This window comes from Desulfobaccales bacterium (assembly GCA_041648175.1).
Lineage (GTDB): Bacteria > Desulfobacterota > Desulfobaccia > Desulfobaccales > 0-14-0-80-60-11 > 0-14-0-80-60-11.
Genome location: JBAZPO010000007.1, coordinates 158,144 through 178,073 on the forward strand (window position 1 = coordinate 158,144; position 19,930 = coordinate 178,073).

The following is a 19,930-nucleotide window of genomic DNA, read 5'->3' on the forward strand; positions in this document are numbered from 1 at the left end:
CACGGGGAGAACTCCAGCAGGTTCACGATAGGACTCCAGACATTGTGGATAGTCTCATGATAGGGTTGAATCTCTTCGCGCAATTTACGGAGGAAGCTGGTGCTCTTTCTCCAGATGAGGCTGATACCCTCCTGGAGCAGGGCTGGTCGGCCCTTATCCAGGCGGCAAAAAGCCAAGTCCAGCATCAGATTTCAGAGGATGTGGTGCGGATGTTTATACTGCTTCTCATGGCTACAATCACCAGCGGGCGGGCTCACTTTGCTGATTATAACTCGCACATGGAGCCCAAATTCTGCACCGACTGGGGCTGGCGCCAGAGAAGTGGTGGCCAACCTGGAGAATATCAGCCTATGGGAAATTGCATCGGCTGGGTGGATGATCCACATATTTACCTCAACCCCGATGCAGCGTTTGCTGAAGTTCAGAAGCTGGCCCAGAGTCAAGGTTCCCCATTCCCCATCAAACCCCACACCCTCTGGAAAAGGTTGGCGGAAAGAAAGTTGCTGGCATCGACGGAACCGGGCCGGAACACTGACCGAATAGTGATCCACGGAAACAGGCGTCGCATTATTCACCTGACCAAAACCACTCTTGGAGTGGATGAACAAATAAAGGAGGCGGAAGAAGCGCCGCAAGTATCTGAGGAAGATGGCCTTGAGGTTCGGATCGATTGCGCGGCCCAGGAGCCTGGACATCTTGAGGAAACGGTCCACTAATCAATCCTGAAGTCCCCATGTTCGTGCGGGTCTGGCTCGAATGGCCCGAATGGCCCGCAAATTATAAGGGGGGGGGTGAGTTCTATCGAGAAATAAATTTTTTGCTGCAAGTTGGGCATGCTCACATCGCAACGACCAATCTTGCAAGCTTCAATTTCATTTAAGGACAAGGGCGCTGACCTTCAAAATCCAGCGCCCTTTGCATTTTAAGGCATGGTGACGCCGATACTGGCGCCGCTTTGACACATATGTTGGAGCTTAAGGGCTACATAATACCAGGCTATATCGATGGCTCGGTTGCTCGTAAAAGTGCATTTAGCCGGTCCATAACTTTTAAACGTTAGCCAGTTAATACGGCAACGTCCCTATCCTGAGCTCTCATTCTTCCTGGCCGGCCGGCTGGGTATTGGGAGAAACAACATTGGCGTCATCTGGTATTGAATCTGATCACCGTTTTGAGATAATGACCCCTGAGGAGGTCGCTCAATTTCTCCGAAAAAGTGAAAGTTGGGTTTATAAAAACTGGAGATTATTGGGCGGCAGGAAGCTCGGGGGTTCTCTCATTTTTCCAAGCAAGGGAGACCTTTATGAGCACCTATTTCAAGAAAGGCAAGGGGTGGCGATACGACTTCACCCAACAGGGTACCAGGCACACGGAAGCCTGGTTCAAAACCAAAAAGGAGGCAAAGGAAGCCGAGGCCAAAAAAAGGGAGGAGCTAAAAAACCCGCCGGCGACGGTGGAAACCCCAACCGACATGGCCTTTTTGGATCTGCTTAATCTGCGGCTCGATTATGTCCAGGCCTATAAGTGTAAAAGCTACTACCTGGAACATATTTATCTGGCCAAGAAGCTGCTAAAAAACTGGCAAGATCTTAACTGCGGCGATATCACGACTCAGATGGTCCAAGCTTATCTAATCCATCGGGGAAAAGATTCAGCCTTCGCCGCAAACAGGGATCTTCGATACCTTAGAGCAATTTTTAATTTCGGTGTCAAGCAAGGCTTAATCATAGCCAATCCCACCAAAGGTTTAGAGTTTATGCCAGTGGAGCGCAAACTCAGGTACGTTCCTTCCAAAGAAGATGTAGCCAGGGTACTTCTGGCAGCAGACCCGGATAGTCAGGATTATCTGGTTGCCATCATGGACACCATGGGCCGGGTGAGCGAAATCAACCGTCTGACCTGGGAGGACGTAGACCTGGAAGCAAGGTACGTGGTGCTCTACACCCGAAAGAAAAAGGGCGGGCACTTGACCCCAAGGAAGGTATCGATGACCACCAGGCTCCATAGCATGCTTGCCAAAAGGTATAAGAACCGTGATAAGACCAAGCCTTGGGTCTTCTGGGGCCGTCACTGGAGCCGCAAAGCCGGAGGGTTCGTGGAAGGTCCTTACCAGGACCGAAAGGGCTTGATGCGGATTTTATGCCGTAAAGCCGGAGTGAAGTATTTCCGCTATCACGCATTGAGGCATTTCGGGGCCTCGGTCTTGGAGCGGGCCAACGTTCCCATCGGCTCCATCCAACGGATCCTGGGCCATGAAAACCGGACCACCACCGAGATCTACCTGCACTCCATCAGTGAGGCTGAGCGGGAAGCCATGGCAGTCTTTGAGCGGGCCTGCCAGGATACTCCCCTGGAGGAAATTCACACACAAATCCACACACGGTAAAAAAAGAGGGGTTAGCCAAATCGGCTAACCCCTTGAATTCTTTGGTGGGCCGTCGGAGACTCGAACTCCGAACCTAGTGATTAAGAGTCACTTGCTCTACCAATTGAGCTAACGGCCCGAAGGCACAAATCATATATATACTGGCCTCCAGCGTTTTTGTCAAGGGCAAGCCATCCCATAAAATTGGATGAATAGAGCCGGAAAGTCACGCAAAGGCTATCACGAAATCGACTTAAGGATCAACAGGCCATCACACCATAAACCCATTGCCCAACCCGGTTTGCCTAAGGGACATGCGGCAATCTCCTAACTGTGATTTATTTCCACAAAATGGGACCATTCTATGGTAAAGATTCCCGGTGAAATGAACTAATCCGGCCAGGAGGGTTTCCCGATCTGGCGGTGTCGGTCCAGATTCCTGACTGCGAAAAATCATGTTTAATTAATGCCATTCCGATAAATACGCTAATACTGTCTTTTCTGAAACCCTGCAAAATATGGCCTGCGCAGGGAGGATGAAGAGGGCTAACCGGCAAGGTGGAAAGGGGTTACCGAAAAATCTCCCAAGAGATTGGTAGCTTGAAAAAAGTTCATGAAACCAGCTTCTACTGCAATAATATTGGCCGGTGGGATGGCGAGTTTTATGGGGGTGTCCCTGGCACCCACCCCCAAATGCTTCTTACCCATCGCCAATCGCCCGCTCTATTATTATACGGCCGAGGCCTTAGGCGCTTCCGGGGCCAATCTCCTGATATTCTGCGTGCCGCAAGGCCTTCAGTCCGACGTTGCCAATTTTTTGTCCACAGCACCCCCGCCCATGGATTATCTGATCCAAGAAACCGGATATGGCAGCGGTGGATCGTTGTTAGAAGTGGCTGACAGGATTAAAGACGAATCGTTTTGGGTCGTTAACGGGGATTTGTTGGTGGATACTGATCTGACGCGCATGCTCACTTATCATCGCGAGCACCGCGCCCTGGCCACCGCAGCATCCATTCAAATCCAGGAGGCTCCTTGGTGGATGGAGCGCATTGAGACCGACACCGCCAAAGGGATCAGAGCTATCCACCGGATTCACCCCTTCCAGTGTAAGCGAAGCAAGCTGCGGCCAGTGGGTCTGTATCTGTTTGAAAAGTCGGTCCTGGATTTTATTCCCCAGGCGCGTTATTTTGATCTCAAAGAACAACTCTTCCCTCCACTCTATGAGACGGGGGCTGCCACCGGAGTTTGGGAGGTTCCGGACTATTGCCGCACGATCTCCAGCTTTGAAGATTATTTTTTTGCCAACCAAGATGCGTTGCTCGGGCTGGTTAAGCCTCCCCGGAACCCCATGCCTTCGACAGGTTCTCCAAACGATACTCCTGGTCCTCAGATTGATCCCACTGCTAAATTGCTTCCTCCCGCAATGATTGCGGCCTCCACCCGCATCGAAGCGAATGGTTTAATTCTCGGACTTACAACCATCGGCCCAGAATGCCAAATAGGAGCAGGCTCCATTATTAATGATTGCGTCTTAATGGGAAAAGCCGCGCTAGGCCGCGGGGTTTATCTCGACAGTTGCATTATTGGTGAGGATGTCACGATTAGCGATGGGGTGATCCTCCGTGAGGTGGCCATCGTCAAGGGTCAGTCCGGGGAACGCGGCGAAGTTCCCTTGTCCCTTAGGGAGCGAAATAATCGCAACTATGCGGGTGCGCCGTGCGAAACCGAGTGGCTTACCCCTGCCGGCCCGCTCTATCTAATGGTTAAGCGCCTGATAGATATCATCTTTTCCTCAGTGGGCTTGGTCATAACCGCTCCATTTCTGCTGCTTATCGCTTTAGCCATCAAGCTCGATTCCCCTGGCCCTGTGTTGCTGCGCCAGGAACGGCATGGTCTGCATGGGCGCAAGTTCATCATCTACAAGCTTCGGACCATGATAGAAAATAGCCCTGACCTAAAGCGGCGGTTGCAGCCTTTCAATGAAGTGGATGGGCCAATGTTCAAGATGGTCTCTGATCCTCGGGTTACTCGGGTGGGCAAATGGCTGCGGGAAACCAACCTGGACGAGTTCCCCCAGTTTTGGAATGTCCTCATCGGGGATATGAGCCTGGTGGGACCGCGGCCGCTGTCGATGGAGGAAATGCTTTATAATCCCAGATGGCGGGATGCCCGGTTGTCCGTGCCCCCCGGGGTAACTGGCCTTTGGCAGGTTAAGAGACACGCCGGCCTCAATTTCAGTGACTGGATACGCTACGATATCGAGTACGTTCAGCACCGGTCTCTCTGGTTAGATCTGACCATCCTCACCAAAACTTTTTGTAAAATGTTCTCTGATTTTTGGCAGGCTATCAGCAATGGCTGCAAATCAAGGACCCAATGCGGTTGATGTGGTGGTTACCTGAGGGGCGCTGCTTGGCCACTCGTAACCAGTTCACCGCAGCTTGTATTTCTCAATCTTGTTCCCCAGGGTCTTGCGGTTGATCCCCAGAATCCGGGCGGCTTCTTGTCGCCGCCCTTTGGTCCGGCTCAGAATAAACTGAATGTAGCGTTTTTCCAACTCCTCCAAAGAATAGTTATCGTCGGAGAAGACCTGCAACTCCCCCTGACGCTGTGAGATGAAACTGGGCAAATGTTCCGGTTGGATGATGGCCCCGTCTTCCAGAATCAGAATACGCTCAATGGTATGCTCTAACTCCCGGACGTTGCCCGGCCAGGAATAGTCATTTAACAGCTTCAGTGCCCGGCTGGAAATCCCGGTCATCTCCCGGTGGCCTTTCTGACTATGCTTCCGGAGAAAATGGTCTATAAGCAGGGGGATGTCGCCGGTCCGTTCCCGCAAGGGGGGGAGGTGGATGGGGATGACGCTGAGCCGGTAAAAGAGGTCTTCCCGGAAGGTGCCCGCTTTAATGGCCTCGCTCAGATCGCGGTTGGACGAGGCAATAATGCGGATATCCAGTTTAATGCGTCTCTGGCTCCCCACCTTCATGAACTCCCGCTCTTGAATTACCCGGAGGAGCTTGGCTTGGATGTTGTGGCTCAGGTTACTGATTTCATCGAAAAAGAAGGTCCCATGGTTGGCCAATTCGAAGAGCCCGTGCTTGGTCTGGAGGGCCCCGGTGAAGGAACCCTTGACATGCCCGAAAAGTTCGCTTTCAAGCAAAGTCTCCACCAGGGCTGAACAGTCCACCGGAACGAATTCCCTGTCGGCCCGGGGACTGAGGAGGTGGATGGCCCGGGCTATGAGCTCCTTGCCGGTGCCGGACTCGCCGGTTAAGAGGACGGTGCTGTCGCTGGGAGCGGCCCGCCGGACCTTGGCAAATACCTTCCTCATGGCGGGACTGTCGCCGATGATAAAATCCAGGCCCAGGCCACCGGCTCCCTCCGGCTCCGGGGCAAGTCGTTTGCCTTTCTGGGCCAGGTGGTCCCGGGCCTTCTGCACCACGCTTTCCAGCTCATTGATCCGGAAAGGCTTAACCAGGTAGTCCAGTGCCCCTAACCTGATGCACTCGACCGCCCCCTGGATGGTGGGATACCCGGTGATCATAATGACTTCCGTGTCCGGATAGTCCCGGCGGAGATACTTCAGCACCTCTACCCCGCTCAGGTCCGGCAGCTTGATGTCCAACAAGACGATGGCAAAGGGTTGACGGGCCAGCTGTTCCAGAGCCTGGGCGGCATCGGCGGCCACAGTCACCGCCAGATTTTGCCGGGACAATACCTGGGCGATGCCGGTGCGCACCGCGGCCTCATCATCTACCACCAGGATCTGCCGGTTGAGGTCACTCTCCTTCATGCACTCCCTTCCCGCCGGCCACGGTGGGCAGTTTAACCCGGAAAGTGGTACCCGCCCCGATCTGGCTCTCCACGTCCACAACCCCCCGGTGGGCCTCAATGAGCCCCTTGACCAGAGCCAGGCCCAAGCCGGTTCCGATCACCTGCCGGGTTTTGGGACTCTTGACCCGATAGAACTTGTCAAAGATTTTGGGAAGTTCCTCCGCCTCGATGCCGATCCCCTGATCCTGCACCAGGACTTCCAGGTAGTCGCCGTGGGAGATAGCGGCAACCGTGACCTCGCCGCCATCCGGAGAGTAATTGATGGCATTGCTCACCAGATTGGTGAACACTTCTTCCATGCTGCGGCGGTCGGCCTGGATGAGGGGGAGGTTTTCCGCCATCTGCAAGTGCAAGGTGATCCGCTGGTTGGCGGCTCGTTCCTGGAGCAGTTCCAGGAGTTCGGCCAGGATGGGGCGCAAATCCAGAGGCACCTGTTCCATCTGCCCGTAGCCGGCTTCCATCTTGGCCACGTCCAAAAGATCGTTGATCAGGTCCAGCAAACCCTGGATCTTGGCGTGGGCCCGGCTGAGCAACTCCCGCTGCTTCTCGGTCAAATCGCCGGCCAAGCCGTCCAGGATCACGGCATGTTGCTGCTTGATGGCCGCCAGGGGGGACCGGAGTTCGTGGGACACCATGCGCACGAAGTCGTTCTTCATCTCATCCAGTTCCTTGAAGTGGGTGACATCGTGAAATACGGTGACCGTGCCCAGGACCAGGCTGTCAGGTCCGGAGAAAGGCGCCGACAGGGCCCGCAGGTGGATGCCGTTCTGACAGAGCTCTTGGGCAATAAGCTTTTCCGGGTTATTTCCGGCTCCCACCAACAAAGAGTCGATGGCGTCTTGGAACGCCCCGTCGTTCAGGTAGCCCGCCAGCGGCCCGGGTTGGAGCGGGGGCGTGTTCACCCCCAGGAGTTGCAGGAGGGTGGAGTTGCAGAGGACCACCTCGCCCTCCCGATTGGTCACCAACACCCCGTCGGCCATGCAATTGACGATGGTGTGCATCCGGCTCTGCTCCAGGGCCAGATTGTAAAGGTTGCGGGCCTGTTCTTCCTGGAGTTGGCGGGTTTGCTGCTCCAGGAGCTGTTTTTCCAGGGCGCGCTTGACCACCAGGCAGAGGTGGTCGATGCTGAAGGGCTTGGTAACGAAATCGTAGGCCCCTTTTTTCATGCACTCCACGGCATCGGCCACGGTGCCCAGGCCGGTCATGATGATCACCGGGGTGGCGGGGTAAAGGACGGTGGCCTGTTCCAGCACCCCCAGGGCTCCCATCACCGGCATCTTCAGGTCGCACAGGACCACGTTGACCGCCTCGGAGGCCAGTTTATCCAGGGCCTCCTGACCGTTGGCCGCCGTGGTCACCCGGTAGCCCTCACTGTTCAGCACCCGGGTGCACCCCATCCGCAGCACCTCTTCATCGTCCACCACTAATACGCTATATTGATCGTTCATCATTAATTTTCCTGAGCAGCAAGCGCAGAATTGTAATCAGTAATCAGTGATCAGTTATCAGAAAGCAGCTACCAGTTTCCAGTTAGCGGTTAATGGCGAATAATAATGGCGAAAACCATTTTCCTTCCGAACTGATTACTGATTACTGATTACTGATTACTGCTCACTGCTCCCCGATCTTCATGGCTGGCACCTGCTCCTGAGACTCCAGGGGCAGCCTGACGGTGAAGGTCGTTCCCCCTTCCGGAGGGCTGTCGGCGCTGATCGTTCCCCCATGCCGCTGTATCACCCCGTATACGATGGACAATCCCAAACCCGTACCCTTGCCCGGGGGTTTGGTGGTAAAAAAGGGTTCAAAGATCTTATCCCGGATCGCCATGGGAATACCGCAGCCGGTATCGGTAAACGTCAGGACGATCCCGTCTCCGGAGGGTGAGGGCCGACTGGCGATGGTGATCTGCCCCTGGCCGTTCATGGCGTCCGCGGCGTTGAGGAGCAGGTTGGTGAAGACCTGCTGCAACTGGCCCGGGTCGCCCACAATCTGGGGCAAAAATGGATCCAGGTGTTGGATCACCTTGATATTATGGAAGAAAGCCTGGTGGCTGAGAAGTTCCACACAGCGGTGAAGGATGTCATTGACGTCAAAGAGCTTCTGGTCCCCCAGGGATTGGCGGCTAAAGTCCAGCAGCCGGTGCACGATTTGCTGGCACCGCATAGTCTGGTTAATAATGATCTCGATATTTTCCCGGTGGACGTCATCCGCGGCCAGGTCCCGTTGCAGCAGTTCGGCGTAAATCAGGATGCCGGCCAGGGGATTATTGATTTCATGGGCCACCCCTGCGGACATTCTGCCCAAGGAGGCGATTTTTTCCGTGTGCACCAGCTGCGATTGGGCAGCTTCCAATTCCTGATGCACCATGAGGATTTCCCGCAGATCGGAAAAAATTCCCACGCTGCCGGCTACCTGGCCCCGTTCCCGAATAATGGCGGCGGAAAAGTTGACCGGCACTGCCTCACCATTTTTATTGATAAAGGTCATCCGGGTGGTATTCAATTTATCCGGCGGACCGTACTCAGCGCTACGCATCCGCCGCATCATCTCGGAGGCCGACTCCACGGGATAGAAACGGCGGAAATTCTCAGGGTTGCCGATCATCTCTTCGGCCGTGTATCCCAAGATGCGCTCCGCCCCTTCATTGAAAATCAAAGGCACTCCCTTGCCGTCCACCACCACGATGCCATCCACGGAATTCTGGATGATGTTGGCAAGAAAGGCATTGGTCTTTTGCAGTTCACGTTCCATAAGAACGCGGCTGGTGAGGTCCCGCAGATACAAACAGGTCAGGACTTTCTTACCCAGGTGCGAGACAGCCATGCAGGTTTCGAAGACCCGGGGGATGTGGTCCTCATCCTGGGGCCGGTCCAGGATACTGCAGAAGCGGGTCTCCTGTTGCAGATTCCGGTCAACCAGACTAGCCAGTTCCTGGGCCATATGGAGATGCTGAGGGGTCAGTACTTCCCCCAGGTGCATGCCGATGATCCGGCTCCTGGGGACGTTCAAAATTTCTAACATCCGGGTGTTGGCAAAGATGATGCGATAGTTCTCATCCGCCATCAAAAGCCCTTCCTGGGTCAATTGGGTGAGGAGGTCCAGCTTCTGTTCCGCTTCCACCACCCGGCTAATATCGCGTATGGCCTCGAACCCCCCAATAACCCGGCCCTCGGAATCAGTTATGACCGAAGCGGAGACCGTCACCTGGACCTCCCGGCCATCGCGCGGCCGGACCACCCGGCGAACCCCGGAGACGGGTTTTTTCTGCTCCATGACCTGCTTGAGGATGCAATCGCAGGTAGTACACTCAGCGGTGTTGAGCAGTTCCCCGCAAGTCATCCGGCCCACCACCTCGCCGCGGGAGTAGCCGGTGAGTCTTTCCATGTGGTCATTAATATGGGTGACCATCAAAAAGGGGTCCACCAGGAAAAAAGGCATGGGGAAATTTTCCAGGATGCTGGACAAGGTGGCCATTTGCTGTTCCATCACCGGGTGGACCAGCAAGTCCGTATGTTCCCGGATGAGGATAAAGCAGCCGGTTTTCTCGTTATCGGCGCCTCGGATGGGCGTTGCACTGAGGGAGAGAGGGGAGCCGAGGGGCCAGCGCGCCTTCAGCAACACAGGAACCTGCTTAGGGTTTTCCCCCCTCTGGGGACACCGCTTCAACCGGGACGCATTTTCTCCGATTTCGGTAATGAGGTGAGTCTCTGAACAAAGAGGGCAGGGGTCCCCCGGACGCAGGCTGCCGCCAAAGAGTTTCTGGGCGGCGCAGTTGAGAAAGGCCACTTCCCGCTGCTGGTTGGTGATTACCACGGGGTCAGAAAAATCAGTCAGGAGCGGGCCCAGGAATTCCAGCGGCACGGGTGCTGTCCCCATCGACGCCAATGGATTGGGTTTGCCGCGACGGGCCTGGTCTTCCGGTTTCATATCCCGTTCCTTATTTCTTCGGACGCAGGGGCGGGGTCTTCCCGCCTTGTTTTTCTCATCTCAATGCCCGGACGCGGCGGGAGCGTTTTCCACCGGAGCCGCAAAGGTTTTCCCGAGAATCACCTGGGCTGCGGCCAGTTGGTGCTGTCGAATGATCAACGAGATGGACGAGATCGTGCAACTCAAAGCCAAAAGGGAAATATGGGCCTGCTCCAGGGCCGAAACCAGGGTATGGGCAATACCGTAGCGGTCGCCGAAATGAGGGCCATGGAGATAAATGCCTGCTACCGGCGTGAGACGCATGGGCCTGAGATCCGGCAGGTGATTTTTCAAAATACGCCGGACATCGCTGCCGTGGTCGACCCCACCGGGCTGACGCCGGGCCGTGCTGAACGACAGGATGAATTCCCGGCCCCCGAGCCCCGGCAAGGCCACCAGAAACGGCACGGCCAGACCCAGGTCTCCCATCTCCATGAGCGCCGCGGCAAAGCCCGCCAGGATGTCCGCGGTGGCGATGCTCATGCCCCAGAGGTCCAGGTCCGGCTGGGGAATGATCCAATACACCTTATTAATCTTCTCCTGGTAAGTGGCCACCACCTTTTCCAGATATTCCCTGGGAGGGGGCTGGGCCGAAAAAAATTCCTGGGTAGAGGCAAAGCCCGGAAAACGAAAGTGCTCGAATAATTGTTCCACCGCGGGCTTGATTCTTTTGGACGACAGCACCGCTGAGATGGCGGAGGGAGAGCTGGCCAGGCCGTGGATCACCACCCGGGCTCTCGCGAGGCTCTTGATGAAGGTGCCGATGACTTCCGGGCGCTTGTCGTGGGGATAAATAGCCAGAATGGCAGTCCCCGGCTGCAAGGCAAGCCGCGCCTGGGGGTCGGCTTGGGCCTGAAGCAGGGTTAAGGCGGCTTCCCCGACGTTGCCGGCGGTGCACACTACGGCGCGGTCGCCGGCCACATGGGTCAAAAAGGTGAGGTTGATGCGGTGCTGGGCCAGAGGGGCGCACACCGTCGGACCCAAGCGATTGTCTTCCATCGGGGAGGAGGACGTAACACAGGCGCCCCCCTCCAGGACTTTAAGGCCACCTATCCTGAGACGGTGAAATTTTTCCAAAGTTCGTCGGATACATGCTCTTAGTTAGAGTAATCTTTGCACTGCTTCCACCAGGGTGGCAGCATCCACGGGTTTGGGAATAAAGTCCTCGGCTTCCACGGCCATCCCCTCCGCATGGCTGTAGCTGGTGGTAGGCACGGCCTCGCCCACTGCAGTAAGCAGGATAATGGGAATTTCCTGGGTCCACTTATTGGATTTCAACTCCTTACAGAGCTCGTAGCCATTTTTACGGGGCATCATGACGTCCAAGATTAACACATCCGGACGGCGCTTTTTTATGGCTTCTTCCCCTTCAATTCCGTCGTAAGCCTTCCCCACTTCGAAGCCCTTGGACTCCAACATCATAGCTACGGTTTCCACCAGATCCGGATCGTCGTCAACGATCAGTATGTACTTTGCAGACATGAGACCTCCCCTTTCAAGATGAACGTAGTGCCATTATGAACTCAAAATTAGTAAATTACAAGCATGAGGCCCCTTGGACGTTTGAAAAAATATTCAAATGCACCCACTGGTTCAAGCCACTTGTGGCCTGGGAAAGAGGCCGACCCGCTCCACGATTCCCGGGACTTTTTCCTCCCACTCGATGGCCATGATGTGGAAACCCTTGACGCCTTCCACTCCTTTCAGTTCCTCGATCTGTTCCACTGCTAGGTTGAGGCCTTCTTCGGCCTGCTTTTCCTTGGGCACCCCGCCGATGCGCCGCACTATCTCATCGGGAACATCGATGCCGGGCACCCGTTTCTGCATGTATTTGGCCATGCCCACGTTCTTCATAGGAGTAATGCCCGCCAGGACGGCGACTTTCTCGTGCAAGCCCCGGTCCACCACCAGTTTCATGAACTCTTTGAATGTGCTCATATTATAAATGCACTGGGTCTGGACGAACTGCACCCCGGCTGCCACCTTTTTGGCCAGCCGGGCCACTCGCATGGGAACGTTAGGCCCCGCGAAGGGGTTGGCCGCGGCCCCGATGAACATCTGGGGGCGCACCTGGAATTCGAAGCCCCCTAACAGCCTCCCCTCATCCCGCATCATCTTTACCGTCTGGATGAGCTGGATGGAATCCAGATCAAAGACGTTGGCGCAATTGGCATGGTCGCCAAAGTGCTGGTGGTCGCCGGTGAGGCAAAGCATATTGTTGATGCCGAAAGACGCGGCCCCCAGGATATCACTCTGGAGGGCAATGCGGTTCCGGTCCCGGGTCACCATCTGCAGCACCGGCTCCAACCCCATGAGCTTGAGGCGGATGCAGGCGGCCAGGCTGCAAACCCGGCAGACCGAGGTCTGGTTGTCCGTGACGTTGATGGCGTCCACGTAATCTTTGATGAGGTTGCCCTTATGCTCAATCACGGCGCCATCGGCGCTCCGGGGAGGACCGACTTCGGAGGTGATGGCAAAATTGCCCGACGCAATCATCTTTTGCAGTTTACTGGGAGTAGTCACGCTCATATCCGTAAATCCTCTCTGACGATCTTGCGCGGTCCGCCATCCCGGGAGGTCGTCCAGTCTTTGGGATCCACAGGTTTTTCAAAGCGGTCCAACTGGCCCAGGGTTTTCAAGCGCTCGTAGATGAGCTCCCAACCGCAAGGGACATCCTTGCTGATTTCGCACTTACCCTTATCGGAGCCGCCACAAGGGCCGTTGAGCATGCGCTTGGAGCACCGGGCGATGGGGCAGACGCCGCCGGTTTCCGCCAGGATGCAGCGGCCGCAGGCCTGGCAGCGTTCGGAGTAGACCCCCCGCTCCTCGTTGACCCCCATGAAACAGGTATCCACGCCGGGATAAACGATCTTGTTGTTGTACATCTCGGCCAGGTACTGGACGCCGACCCCGCAGGCCAGGGAGACCACCCCGTCATAGGTATCCATCTTGTCGGAAAGTTGCGCCAGGTACTCCTTTTCGCACTGGCGGGTCACACTGGTTTCATCAACCTGGGCCTGCCGGCCTGCCTGGGTGTAATAGAGCCTTAAGGCCGAGGCCAGCACCTTGACTTCCTTCAGACCGCCGGCCTCGCATACGGTGACGCAGCCGTCGCAACCGGCAATGAGCACTTTGTTGAAGTCTTTGACCAGGTCGAGGACTTCTTCCAGGGGTTTGGGCACTGCTTTGATCATGTGGTTACCTCCGCAATGGGCCTGGGGGCCTTGCCTGTCGCAACTCGAATGGGACTCGGACCCAGTTCCAACACTTTTTCGGTAATCTCCCGGACGATTTCGGCGAACCGACCGCCCATGCCGGAAGACAGGTTGTACATCGCCAACCGCTCACCGCCAATACCGACTTTATCGAGGATATCTTTCACCCGGTTGACCCGCTTTTTGGCGTAAAGGTTGCCGACGCTGTAATGACAATCCCCCTCCATGCAACCCACCACCATGACCCCGTCGGCCCCGTATTCAAAGGCCTTGAGCAGGTGCATGACGTCCACCTTACCGGTGCACGGGACCTCGATAATCCGCACATTGGGCGGGTACTGCAATCGCATCGAACCTGCCAGGTCCGCAGCGGAATACGCTCAGTAGTGGCAGCAAAACCCGACGATTTTCGGCTCAAACGGTTCCATCGGCGGACTCCTCAATATAGAGTTCTCTCGTTCCCAAGTTGCACTTGGGAACGCTTATATGTCGTCCAAGCTGCGCTTGGACTCCTCAGTACAAAGTCTTAATCTTGGCGCTGATCTGGTCGTCTTCAAAATGGGCCACCTGGATGACGTTGGCCGGGCACTCCGACGCACAGGTGCCGCAGCCTTGGCACAGGGCCTCGTTGATCTCCGAAACATTATCCCGGTTGATCTGCGGCACCCCGTAAGGACAGGTCCGGACGCACACCAGGCAGGCGGCGCAGCGGTCCGGTTCCACATGCGCGGTGACGCCGCTGATAGTCTGGTTGACGTCTGCCAAAAACGCCCCGGCCCGGGAAGACGCAGCCATGGCCTGGGCGATGCTCTCGCTGATGAGCTTGGGAGAATGGGCCAGGCCGCAGAGGAAGATGCCCTCCGAGGCAAAGTCCACCGGCCGCAGCTTGGCGTGGGCCTCGATAAAAAACCCGCCGGCGTTCCGGGGGAGTTTCAAGAGCGACGCCAGTTCCTCAGTATCAGCGGCCCGGGCCCCGGCGCTCAAGATCACCGCATCCACGGCCATGCTGATGGGGCGGCCCAGCACATGGTCCACAAAGGTGACGCTCAACTGGCCGTTGTCATTGGTGACCTGGGGCCCATGGTCCGGCTCGAACCGGGCAAACAGCACCCCTTTGTCCCGCGCCTCCCGGTAGTAGTCCTCCAGGAAGCCGTAGGTGCGCATATCCCGGTAGAGGATTACCACGTCCATGTCGGGATTGAGACCCTTCAACTGCAAGGCATACTTGACCGCGCCCTGGCAGCAGATGCGGCTGCAGTTGGGATTCTCTTCGTTCCGTGAGCCCACGCACTGCACCATGACCACCCGGTTCCAATCGGCGGCCTCCGTCGGCGCTCGGTGGAGAAAATCGCCCAGTTCCAACTGGGTCATCACCCGGTCATGTTCGCCGTAGAGAAACTCCTTGGGCTGGTATTCATGGGCGCCGGTGGCCACCACGGTAATCCCGTGATCGATTTTCCGTTCGTACATGCCAGGCCCCACCAACACTTCCGTAGTGAAGTTCCCTTTATAGCCGCTGAACCCCACCACCAGAGCCCCGGTGAGCACCTGGATCTTGTCGTGGGCCTTCACCCGCTCCACGAGCCCATCCAGGTAGGTCTGGACGTCCAGGCCCTCGATGGTTTTGTGAATCCGTCGGGCGATGCCGCCCAACTCAGGCTCTTTCTCCAGGAGAATGGTCTCAAAACCCTGGTCCCCCAGGTTGAGGGCGGCATTGAGACCCGCGACCCCGCCGCCGATGACCAGAGCCCGCTGGTTGATGGTCAGGGGCTTCTCGGCCAACGGCTTGAGCAGGGAGGCCCGGGCCACCGCCATGCGCACCAGGTCCTTGGCCTTCTCCGTGGCCTTGTCGTGCTCCTTCATATGCACCCAGGAATCCTGGTTGCGGATATTGGCCATTTCGAAAAGATACTTGTTCAGGCCAGCGTCAATCAAGGTTTCCCGGAACAGAGCCTCATGGGTGATGGGTGTGCAGGCCGCTACCACCACTCGGTTGAGGTTTTGTTCCTCGATGACCTTGGTCATCTGGACCTGAGTATCCTGGGAACAGGTGAACAGGTTGTCTTCCACGTAGGCCACATGGGGCAGCCTCTTGGCGTAGGCTGAGAGCTCTGGGACGTTGACGATGCCGCCGATGTTGATGCCACAGTTGCAAACGAACACCCCGATGCGGGGTTCGTCTTCCGGTTTAATGTCTTTGGGCGTAGGGATTTGCCGGGTCTTGGTCTGGGTCCAGCGCACGTTCCCCAGGGTGGCGCTCACTGCGCCGGCTGCCGCGGATGCCTGCATGACCGATTCGGGGATGTCCTTGGGTCCCTGCATGGCCCCGCAGACATAGATGCCCTCCTTAGAGGCGGACACGGGAGCGATAGGGGAGGTGGCCATAAAATCATGGGAATTGGTATCAACCCCCAGGGTTTGGGCCAACTTTTTGGCCAGAGGATTCACTTCCATGCCCACCGACAGCACGACCATATCGAAGGCTTCGGTCTTCTCTTCCCCGCTTTCGTCGGCATACCGGATGGCTAAGTTGTCACCCTCCAGCGCATCGATGCTGTGAATGCGGGAGCGGATAAACCGCACCCCGTGTTCGTCTTTGGCACGGTTGTAGTAGAGTTCGAAATCCTTGCCGAAGGTCCGCATATCCATGAAAAAGATCGCGGTATCCAGCGGATAGGGCGCATGCTCCTTGGAGATCACCGCTTCCTTGATGGCATACATGCAGCAGACCGAGGAGCAGTAGGTATGGTACTTCACGTCCCGGGAACCCACGCATTGCAGCCAGGCGATCTTCTTCGGTTCGGCGTGGTCTGAGGGCCGGACCAGGTGCCCGCCGAAGGGCCCGGAGGCCGAGAGAATCCGCTCGAACTCCAGGGAGGTCACCACATTAGGAAGTTTGTCGTATTGGTAGGAGCCGCACTTGTTGGGGTTGAAGGTTTGAAATCCCGGTGACAGGATCACGGCCCCGACTTCCAGGGTGACTCGCTCATCCTGCATCTTATAGTCTATGGCATCGGCCGGGCAGGCCTTCTCACAGGCCCCGCAATCCCCGGTGAGGAAGTGGACGCAACTGTCTCGTTCAATGACCGGGGCGGCCGGGACCGCCTGGGGATAGAGGCGGTAGATGTTCCCCCGGCGGGCCAGACCGGCGTTAAATTCGTCGAGCTTAGGAATCGGGACCTTGCCGCTAATCTTGGCGATGTCCTTGATGTGGCCGGTAGGGCACACGAACGCGCAGGCGCCGCAGGTTCGGCAGACCTGGGAAAATTCCCCGAAGGGGGTGGTCACCATGCGGCGGGCGCCCCGGCCGACAATGCCGATGCCCCCCACGCCCTGCAATTCCGAACAAACCCGGGTGCACAGGCCGCAAAGCACACAATCATCTTTGCCCTTCGCGAAGCTGGGCTCGTTGACCCCCAGTTGCTTGGCAATTTCCGCCAGGACGGGCACGTCTGGGCAGCGCGACCACAGCAGATCGATGACCATCCGCCGCCTTTTCTGCACCAGTTCCGAATCGGTGACCACCGTGATGCCCTCGGCCACCGGATAGGTGCAGGACGCGGTGCGGATGGTGCGGTTGCCGGCGGTCACCTCCACCAGGCACAGGCGGCAACCACCGTAAGGTTTGATGGCCTCATAGTAGCACAGGGTGGGAATGCTCACCCCCACCTTGCGAGCCGCTTCCAGGACGGTGGTTCCTTCGGGAACTTCTACTGGACGATCGTTAATGGTTAACCTGACCATAATGTACCTCTTTTACTCCACGGTGATGGCATCGAACTTACACGAATCAAAGCAAACGCCGCATTTGATGCACTTTTCCTGGAGAATGCGATGGGCCTCTTTCTTTACCCCTTCGACGGCCTCGGCCGGACACTTGATCCGGCAGAGCCCGCAGCCGTTGCACACGTCTTCGGTCACGCTATAGGTTATCAGGGCCTTGCAGACCTTGGCCGGGCAACGTTTGGCCCAGATGTGGGCCTCATATTCTTCCCGGAAGTATTTGATGGTGGTCAGCACCGGGTTAGGAGCGGTGCTGCCCAGGCCACAGAGGGAGGAATCGATGATCATCTCGGAAAGCTCTTGCAATCTCTCGATGTCCCCTTCCTGACCTTTTCCGTCGGTGATGGCCTCAAGCATCTCCATCAGTCTCAGGGTGCCTTCCCGGCAAGGGGTGCACTTGCCACAAGACTCGTCCTTGGTGAAATCAATGAAGTATTTGGCCACATTAACCATGCAGTCCCGTTCGTCCATGACGATCATGCCGCCGGAGCCCATGATGGAACCCAAGGCCGCCAGTGACTGGTAATCTACCGGGGTGTCCAGGTGTTGCTCGGGGATGCAGCCCCCCGAGGGGCCACCGGTCTGAACCGCCTTGAAGCGTTGGTCATTGGCGATGCCGCCGCCGATGTCGAAAATCATCTCTCGCAAGGTGGTGCCCAAGGGAATCTCCACCAAGCCGGTATTCTTGACTTTGCCCACCAGAGAGAAAACGGTGGTGCCTTTGGCTTCCTTGGTCCCGTAGGAAGCATACCACTGGGCCCCCCGCATAATAATAGGTGCGATGTGGGACCAGGTCTTGACATTGTTGATGGTGGTGGGCTTGCCCCACAGGCCGCTCTGGGCCGGGAACGGGGGCTTGGGCCGGGGCTCACCGACCTTGCCTTCAATGGAGGCGATGAGGGCCGTTTCTTCCCCGCAGACAAAGGCGCCGGCGCCTTCCCGGATCTCCAGCTTAAAGGAGAAGTCCTTGCCAAAGATATTATCTCCCAAGAGACCCCGCTCTTGGGCCTGGGAAATGGCGATCTCCAGACGCTGGATGGCCAGGGGATATTCGGCCCGGCAGTAGATATAGCCGTAGTTGACACCCATGGCGTAGGCGCCGATGGCCATGCCTTCCAATACTGCGTGGGGGTCGCCTTCCAGGATCCCGCGGTCCATAAAGGCTCCCGGGTCCCCTTCATCGGCATTGCAGATAACGTACTTGACGTCCCCCGGGGCTTTCCGGCAGAACTCCCATTTGAGACCGGTGGGGAAGCCAGCGCCGCCCCGCCCCCGCAGGCCCGAGGCCTTGATCTCATCAATGACCTGCTCCGGGGTCATCTCCGTCAGCACTCGGTGCAGGGCTTTGTAACCCCCCCGGGCGATGTACTCCTCAAGGTGCTCCGGATTGATGAAGCCGCAATTCCTGAGGGCAATCTTCACCTGATTTTTAAAGAAGGGTACTTCCTCGTATCTGGCGACCTCAACACCCAGCGACGGGGGATGGGGATTGGCATAAGACCATTTGGTTGCATCGATAAGAAACTCTTCCTGGTCGATGCGGCAGAGCAGATTTTCAAGATAAACTTCCCCTGCCTGCACCGCTTCCACCAGCTTTTCCGCCTTTTCCGGGGTCATGTCATCGTAAGTGAGGCGTACCTGTTTGGGATAAACCACGTCCACCAGGGGTTCCCGCTGACAAAAACCGATGCAGCCGGTCTTCTCCAGAGCCACATCCAGCCCAAGTTCGCCGATTTTCTTCTCCAGGGCCGCATAGACCTTGTCGGCGCCGGAGGAAATACCGCAGGTGGCCATGCCCACCATGATCTTGATCTTTTTAGGATAGGTCAGGGCCAAGCCCTGCTGTTTGATTTGCTCGAGTTGCTCCAGACTGGTGATTTTCATGTGAGCTGTTCCTCCTCCCGCCCATAGGATTCGGCGTATGATTTCAGGATCTTGGGCACAGCAGAGGGGCTCAAGCGGCCGAAGGTGTCATCGCCTACCCGCATGGCCGGGGCCAGGGCGCAACAGCCGATGCAGCGCACCACCTCCAGGGAGAACATGAAGTCCTCGGTAGTCTGGCCATGCTTGATGCCCAGCTCCCGTTCCAGCCGGTCCAGAAGCCTGGGAGAACCCTTGACAAAACAGCCCGTGCCCAGGCAGACGCTGATGATATGCTTGCCCCGGGGAACCAGGCTGAAGGCGTTGTAGAAAGTGGCCACCCGTAGAATTTCGGAGACGGGTATCCTGAGCTCATCGGATACATGCTCTATGGCGCAGCGGGGGAGCCAGTTAAATTTCTTATTGACGCCGAGCAAGATGGGCAGGAGATTACCCGGGGTTTCCCGGTACCGGTCAATGATGGCGGCCACTAAGTCTTCGTCGGTGGCCTGGGCGTACGCGGTGCGGGCCGCCCGCTCATCTTCCGGTAACTGCACCTGGTAGCGGATGGGGCAGGCTTCCAGGCACACGCCGCAGCCGGTACATTTGCTCAAATCCACGGTGCGGGCCTTTTTGAGCACCTCCACCTGAAAGCGGCCTGGCTCGCCAGTAATGCCCGTCACGTCGGCGAGGGTATGAATCTCGATGTTCAGGTGGCGGCCGCATTCCACCAGTTTCGGAGAAATAATGCACATGGCGCAGTCATTGGTGGGGAAGGTCTTGTCCAATTGAGCCATAACCCCGCCGATGGCCGGCTTGTTTTCAACCAGGTGAACATAGAAGCCGGAGTTGGCCAGGTCCAGGGCCGCCTGAATCCCGGCTACGCCTCCGCCTACCACCATCA

General features: G+C 57.0%; 14 protein-coding genes, 1 tRNA gene and 1 pseudogene. 3 read left to right on the top strand and 13 right to left on the bottom strand.

The features are described 5' to 3' along the window. Positions 1–56: 56 nt before the first annotated feature. Both WC600_08740 and WC600_08745 read left to right on the top strand, forming a co-directional pair. Positions 57–716 carry a hypothetical protein gene (locus tag WC600_08740; GenBank protein MFA4902819.1) on the top strand — a complete coding sequence of 220 codons (660 nt, stop codon included), beginning with the start codon at positions 57–59 and terminating at the stop codon, positions 714–716. 587 nt (positions 717–1,303) lie between these two features. Beyond that, complete coding sequence (locus WC600_08745; GenBank protein ID MFA4902820.1) at positions 1,304–2,386, top strand: tyrosine-type recombinase/integrase; 1,083 nt, start codon at positions 1,304–1,306, stop codon at positions 2,384–2,386. A 42-nt stretch (positions 2,387–2,428) separates the two neighbouring features. Here WC600_08745 and WC600_08750 read toward each other — a convergent pair. After that, positions 2,429–2,504, bottom strand: a tRNA-Lys gene (locus WC600_08750). A gap of 474 nt (positions 2,505–2,978) precedes the next feature. Here WC600_08750 and WC600_08755 point away from each other — a divergent pair. After that, the gene (locus WC600_08755; protein ID MFA4902821.1) at positions 2,979–4,754 is read left to right on the top strand and encodes a sugar transferase; all 1,776 of its coding nucleotides are present in this window, start codon (positions 2,979–2,981) and stop codon (positions 4,752–4,754) included. A 45-nt stretch (positions 4,755–4,799) separates the two neighbouring features. Here WC600_08755 and WC600_08760 read toward each other — a convergent pair whose 3' ends face one another. The 12 genes and pseudogenes from WC600_08760 to WC600_08815 all read right to left on the bottom strand — a co-directional run bounded on the left by WC600_08760 (position 4,800) and on the right by WC600_08815 (position 19,928). Continuing rightward, on the bottom strand, positions 4,800–6,161 hold the full coding sequence (locus tag WC600_08760) for a sigma-54 dependent transcriptional regulator (GenBank protein MFA4902822.1): 1,362 nt from the start codon (positions 6,159–6,161) through the stop codon (positions 4,800–4,802). After that, positions 6,148–7,653 carry an ATP-binding protein gene (locus WC600_08765; GenBank protein ID MFA4902823.1) on the bottom strand — a complete coding sequence of 502 codons (1,506 nt, stop codon included), beginning with the start codon at positions 7,651–7,653 and terminating at the stop codon, positions 6,148–6,150. The genes WC600_08760 and WC600_08765 overlap by 14 nt, the downstream gene beginning before the upstream one ends. Positions 7,654–7,813: 160 nt before the next feature. After that, positions 7,814–10,129 (bottom strand): PAS domain S-box protein, encoded by a 2,316-nt coding sequence (locus tag WC600_08770; GenBank protein ID MFA4902824.1) that lies wholly within the window; start codon positions 10,127–10,129, stop codon positions 7,814–7,816. 60 nt (positions 10,130–10,189) lie between these two features. Next, positions 10,190–11,152, bottom strand: a complete 963-nt coding sequence (locus WC600_08775; GenBank protein MFA4902825.1) for an ACT domain-containing protein — start codon at positions 11,150–11,152, stop codon at positions 10,190–10,192. 117 nt (positions 11,153–11,269) lie between these two features. Further along, positions 11,270–11,650 (bottom strand): response regulator, encoded by a 381-nt coding sequence (locus WC600_08780; GenBank protein MFA4902826.1) that lies wholly within the window; start codon positions 11,648–11,650, stop codon positions 11,270–11,272. Positions 11,651–11,761: 111 nt separating this feature from the next. After that, positions 11,762–12,697 carry a methylenetetrahydrofolate reductase gene (locus tag WC600_08785; GenBank protein MFA4902827.1) on the bottom strand — a complete coding sequence of 312 codons (936 nt, stop codon included), beginning with the start codon at positions 12,695–12,697 and terminating at the stop codon, positions 11,762–11,764. Next, positions 12,694–13,362: a methylenetetrahydrofolate reductase C-terminal domain-containing protein gene (locus tag WC600_08790; protein ID MFA4902828.1), complete on the bottom strand. Its 669-nt coding sequence runs from the start codon at positions 13,360–13,362 to the stop codon at positions 12,694–12,696. Before WC600_08790 ends, WC600_08785 begins: the two co-directional genes overlap by 4 nt. Further along, a complete protein-coding gene (locus WC600_08795) occupies positions 13,359–13,811 on the bottom strand; it encodes a hydrogenase iron-sulfur subunit (GenBank protein ID MFA4902829.1) in 453 nt (150 codons plus the stop codon). Before WC600_08795 ends, WC600_08790 begins: the two co-directional genes overlap by 4 nt. Before the next feature lie 85 nt (positions 13,812–13,896). Further along, a complete protein-coding gene (locus WC600_08800) occupies positions 13,897–17,127 on the bottom strand; it encodes a 2Fe-2S iron-sulfur cluster-binding protein (protein MFA4902830.1) in 3,231 nt (1,076 codons plus the stop codon). 12 nt (positions 17,128–17,139) lie between these two features. Further along, complete coding sequence (nuoF, locus tag WC600_08805) at positions 17,140–19,050, bottom strand: NADH-quinone oxidoreductase subunit NuoF (protein MFA4902831.1); 1,911 nt, start codon at positions 19,048–19,050, stop codon at positions 17,140–17,142. After that, entirely contained in the window at positions 19,047–19,616 is a 570-nt protein-coding gene (locus WC600_08810; GenBank protein MFA4902832.1) for an NAD(P)H-dependent oxidoreductase subunit E, read from the bottom strand. Before WC600_08810 ends, nuoF begins: the two co-directional genes overlap by 4 nt. Continuing rightward, positions 19,596–19,928, bottom strand: a pseudogene (locus WC600_08815) (FAD-dependent oxidoreductase). Before WC600_08815 ends, WC600_08810 begins: the two are co-directional and overlap by 21 nt. Between the last annotated feature and the right edge of the window lie 2 nt (positions 19,929–19,930).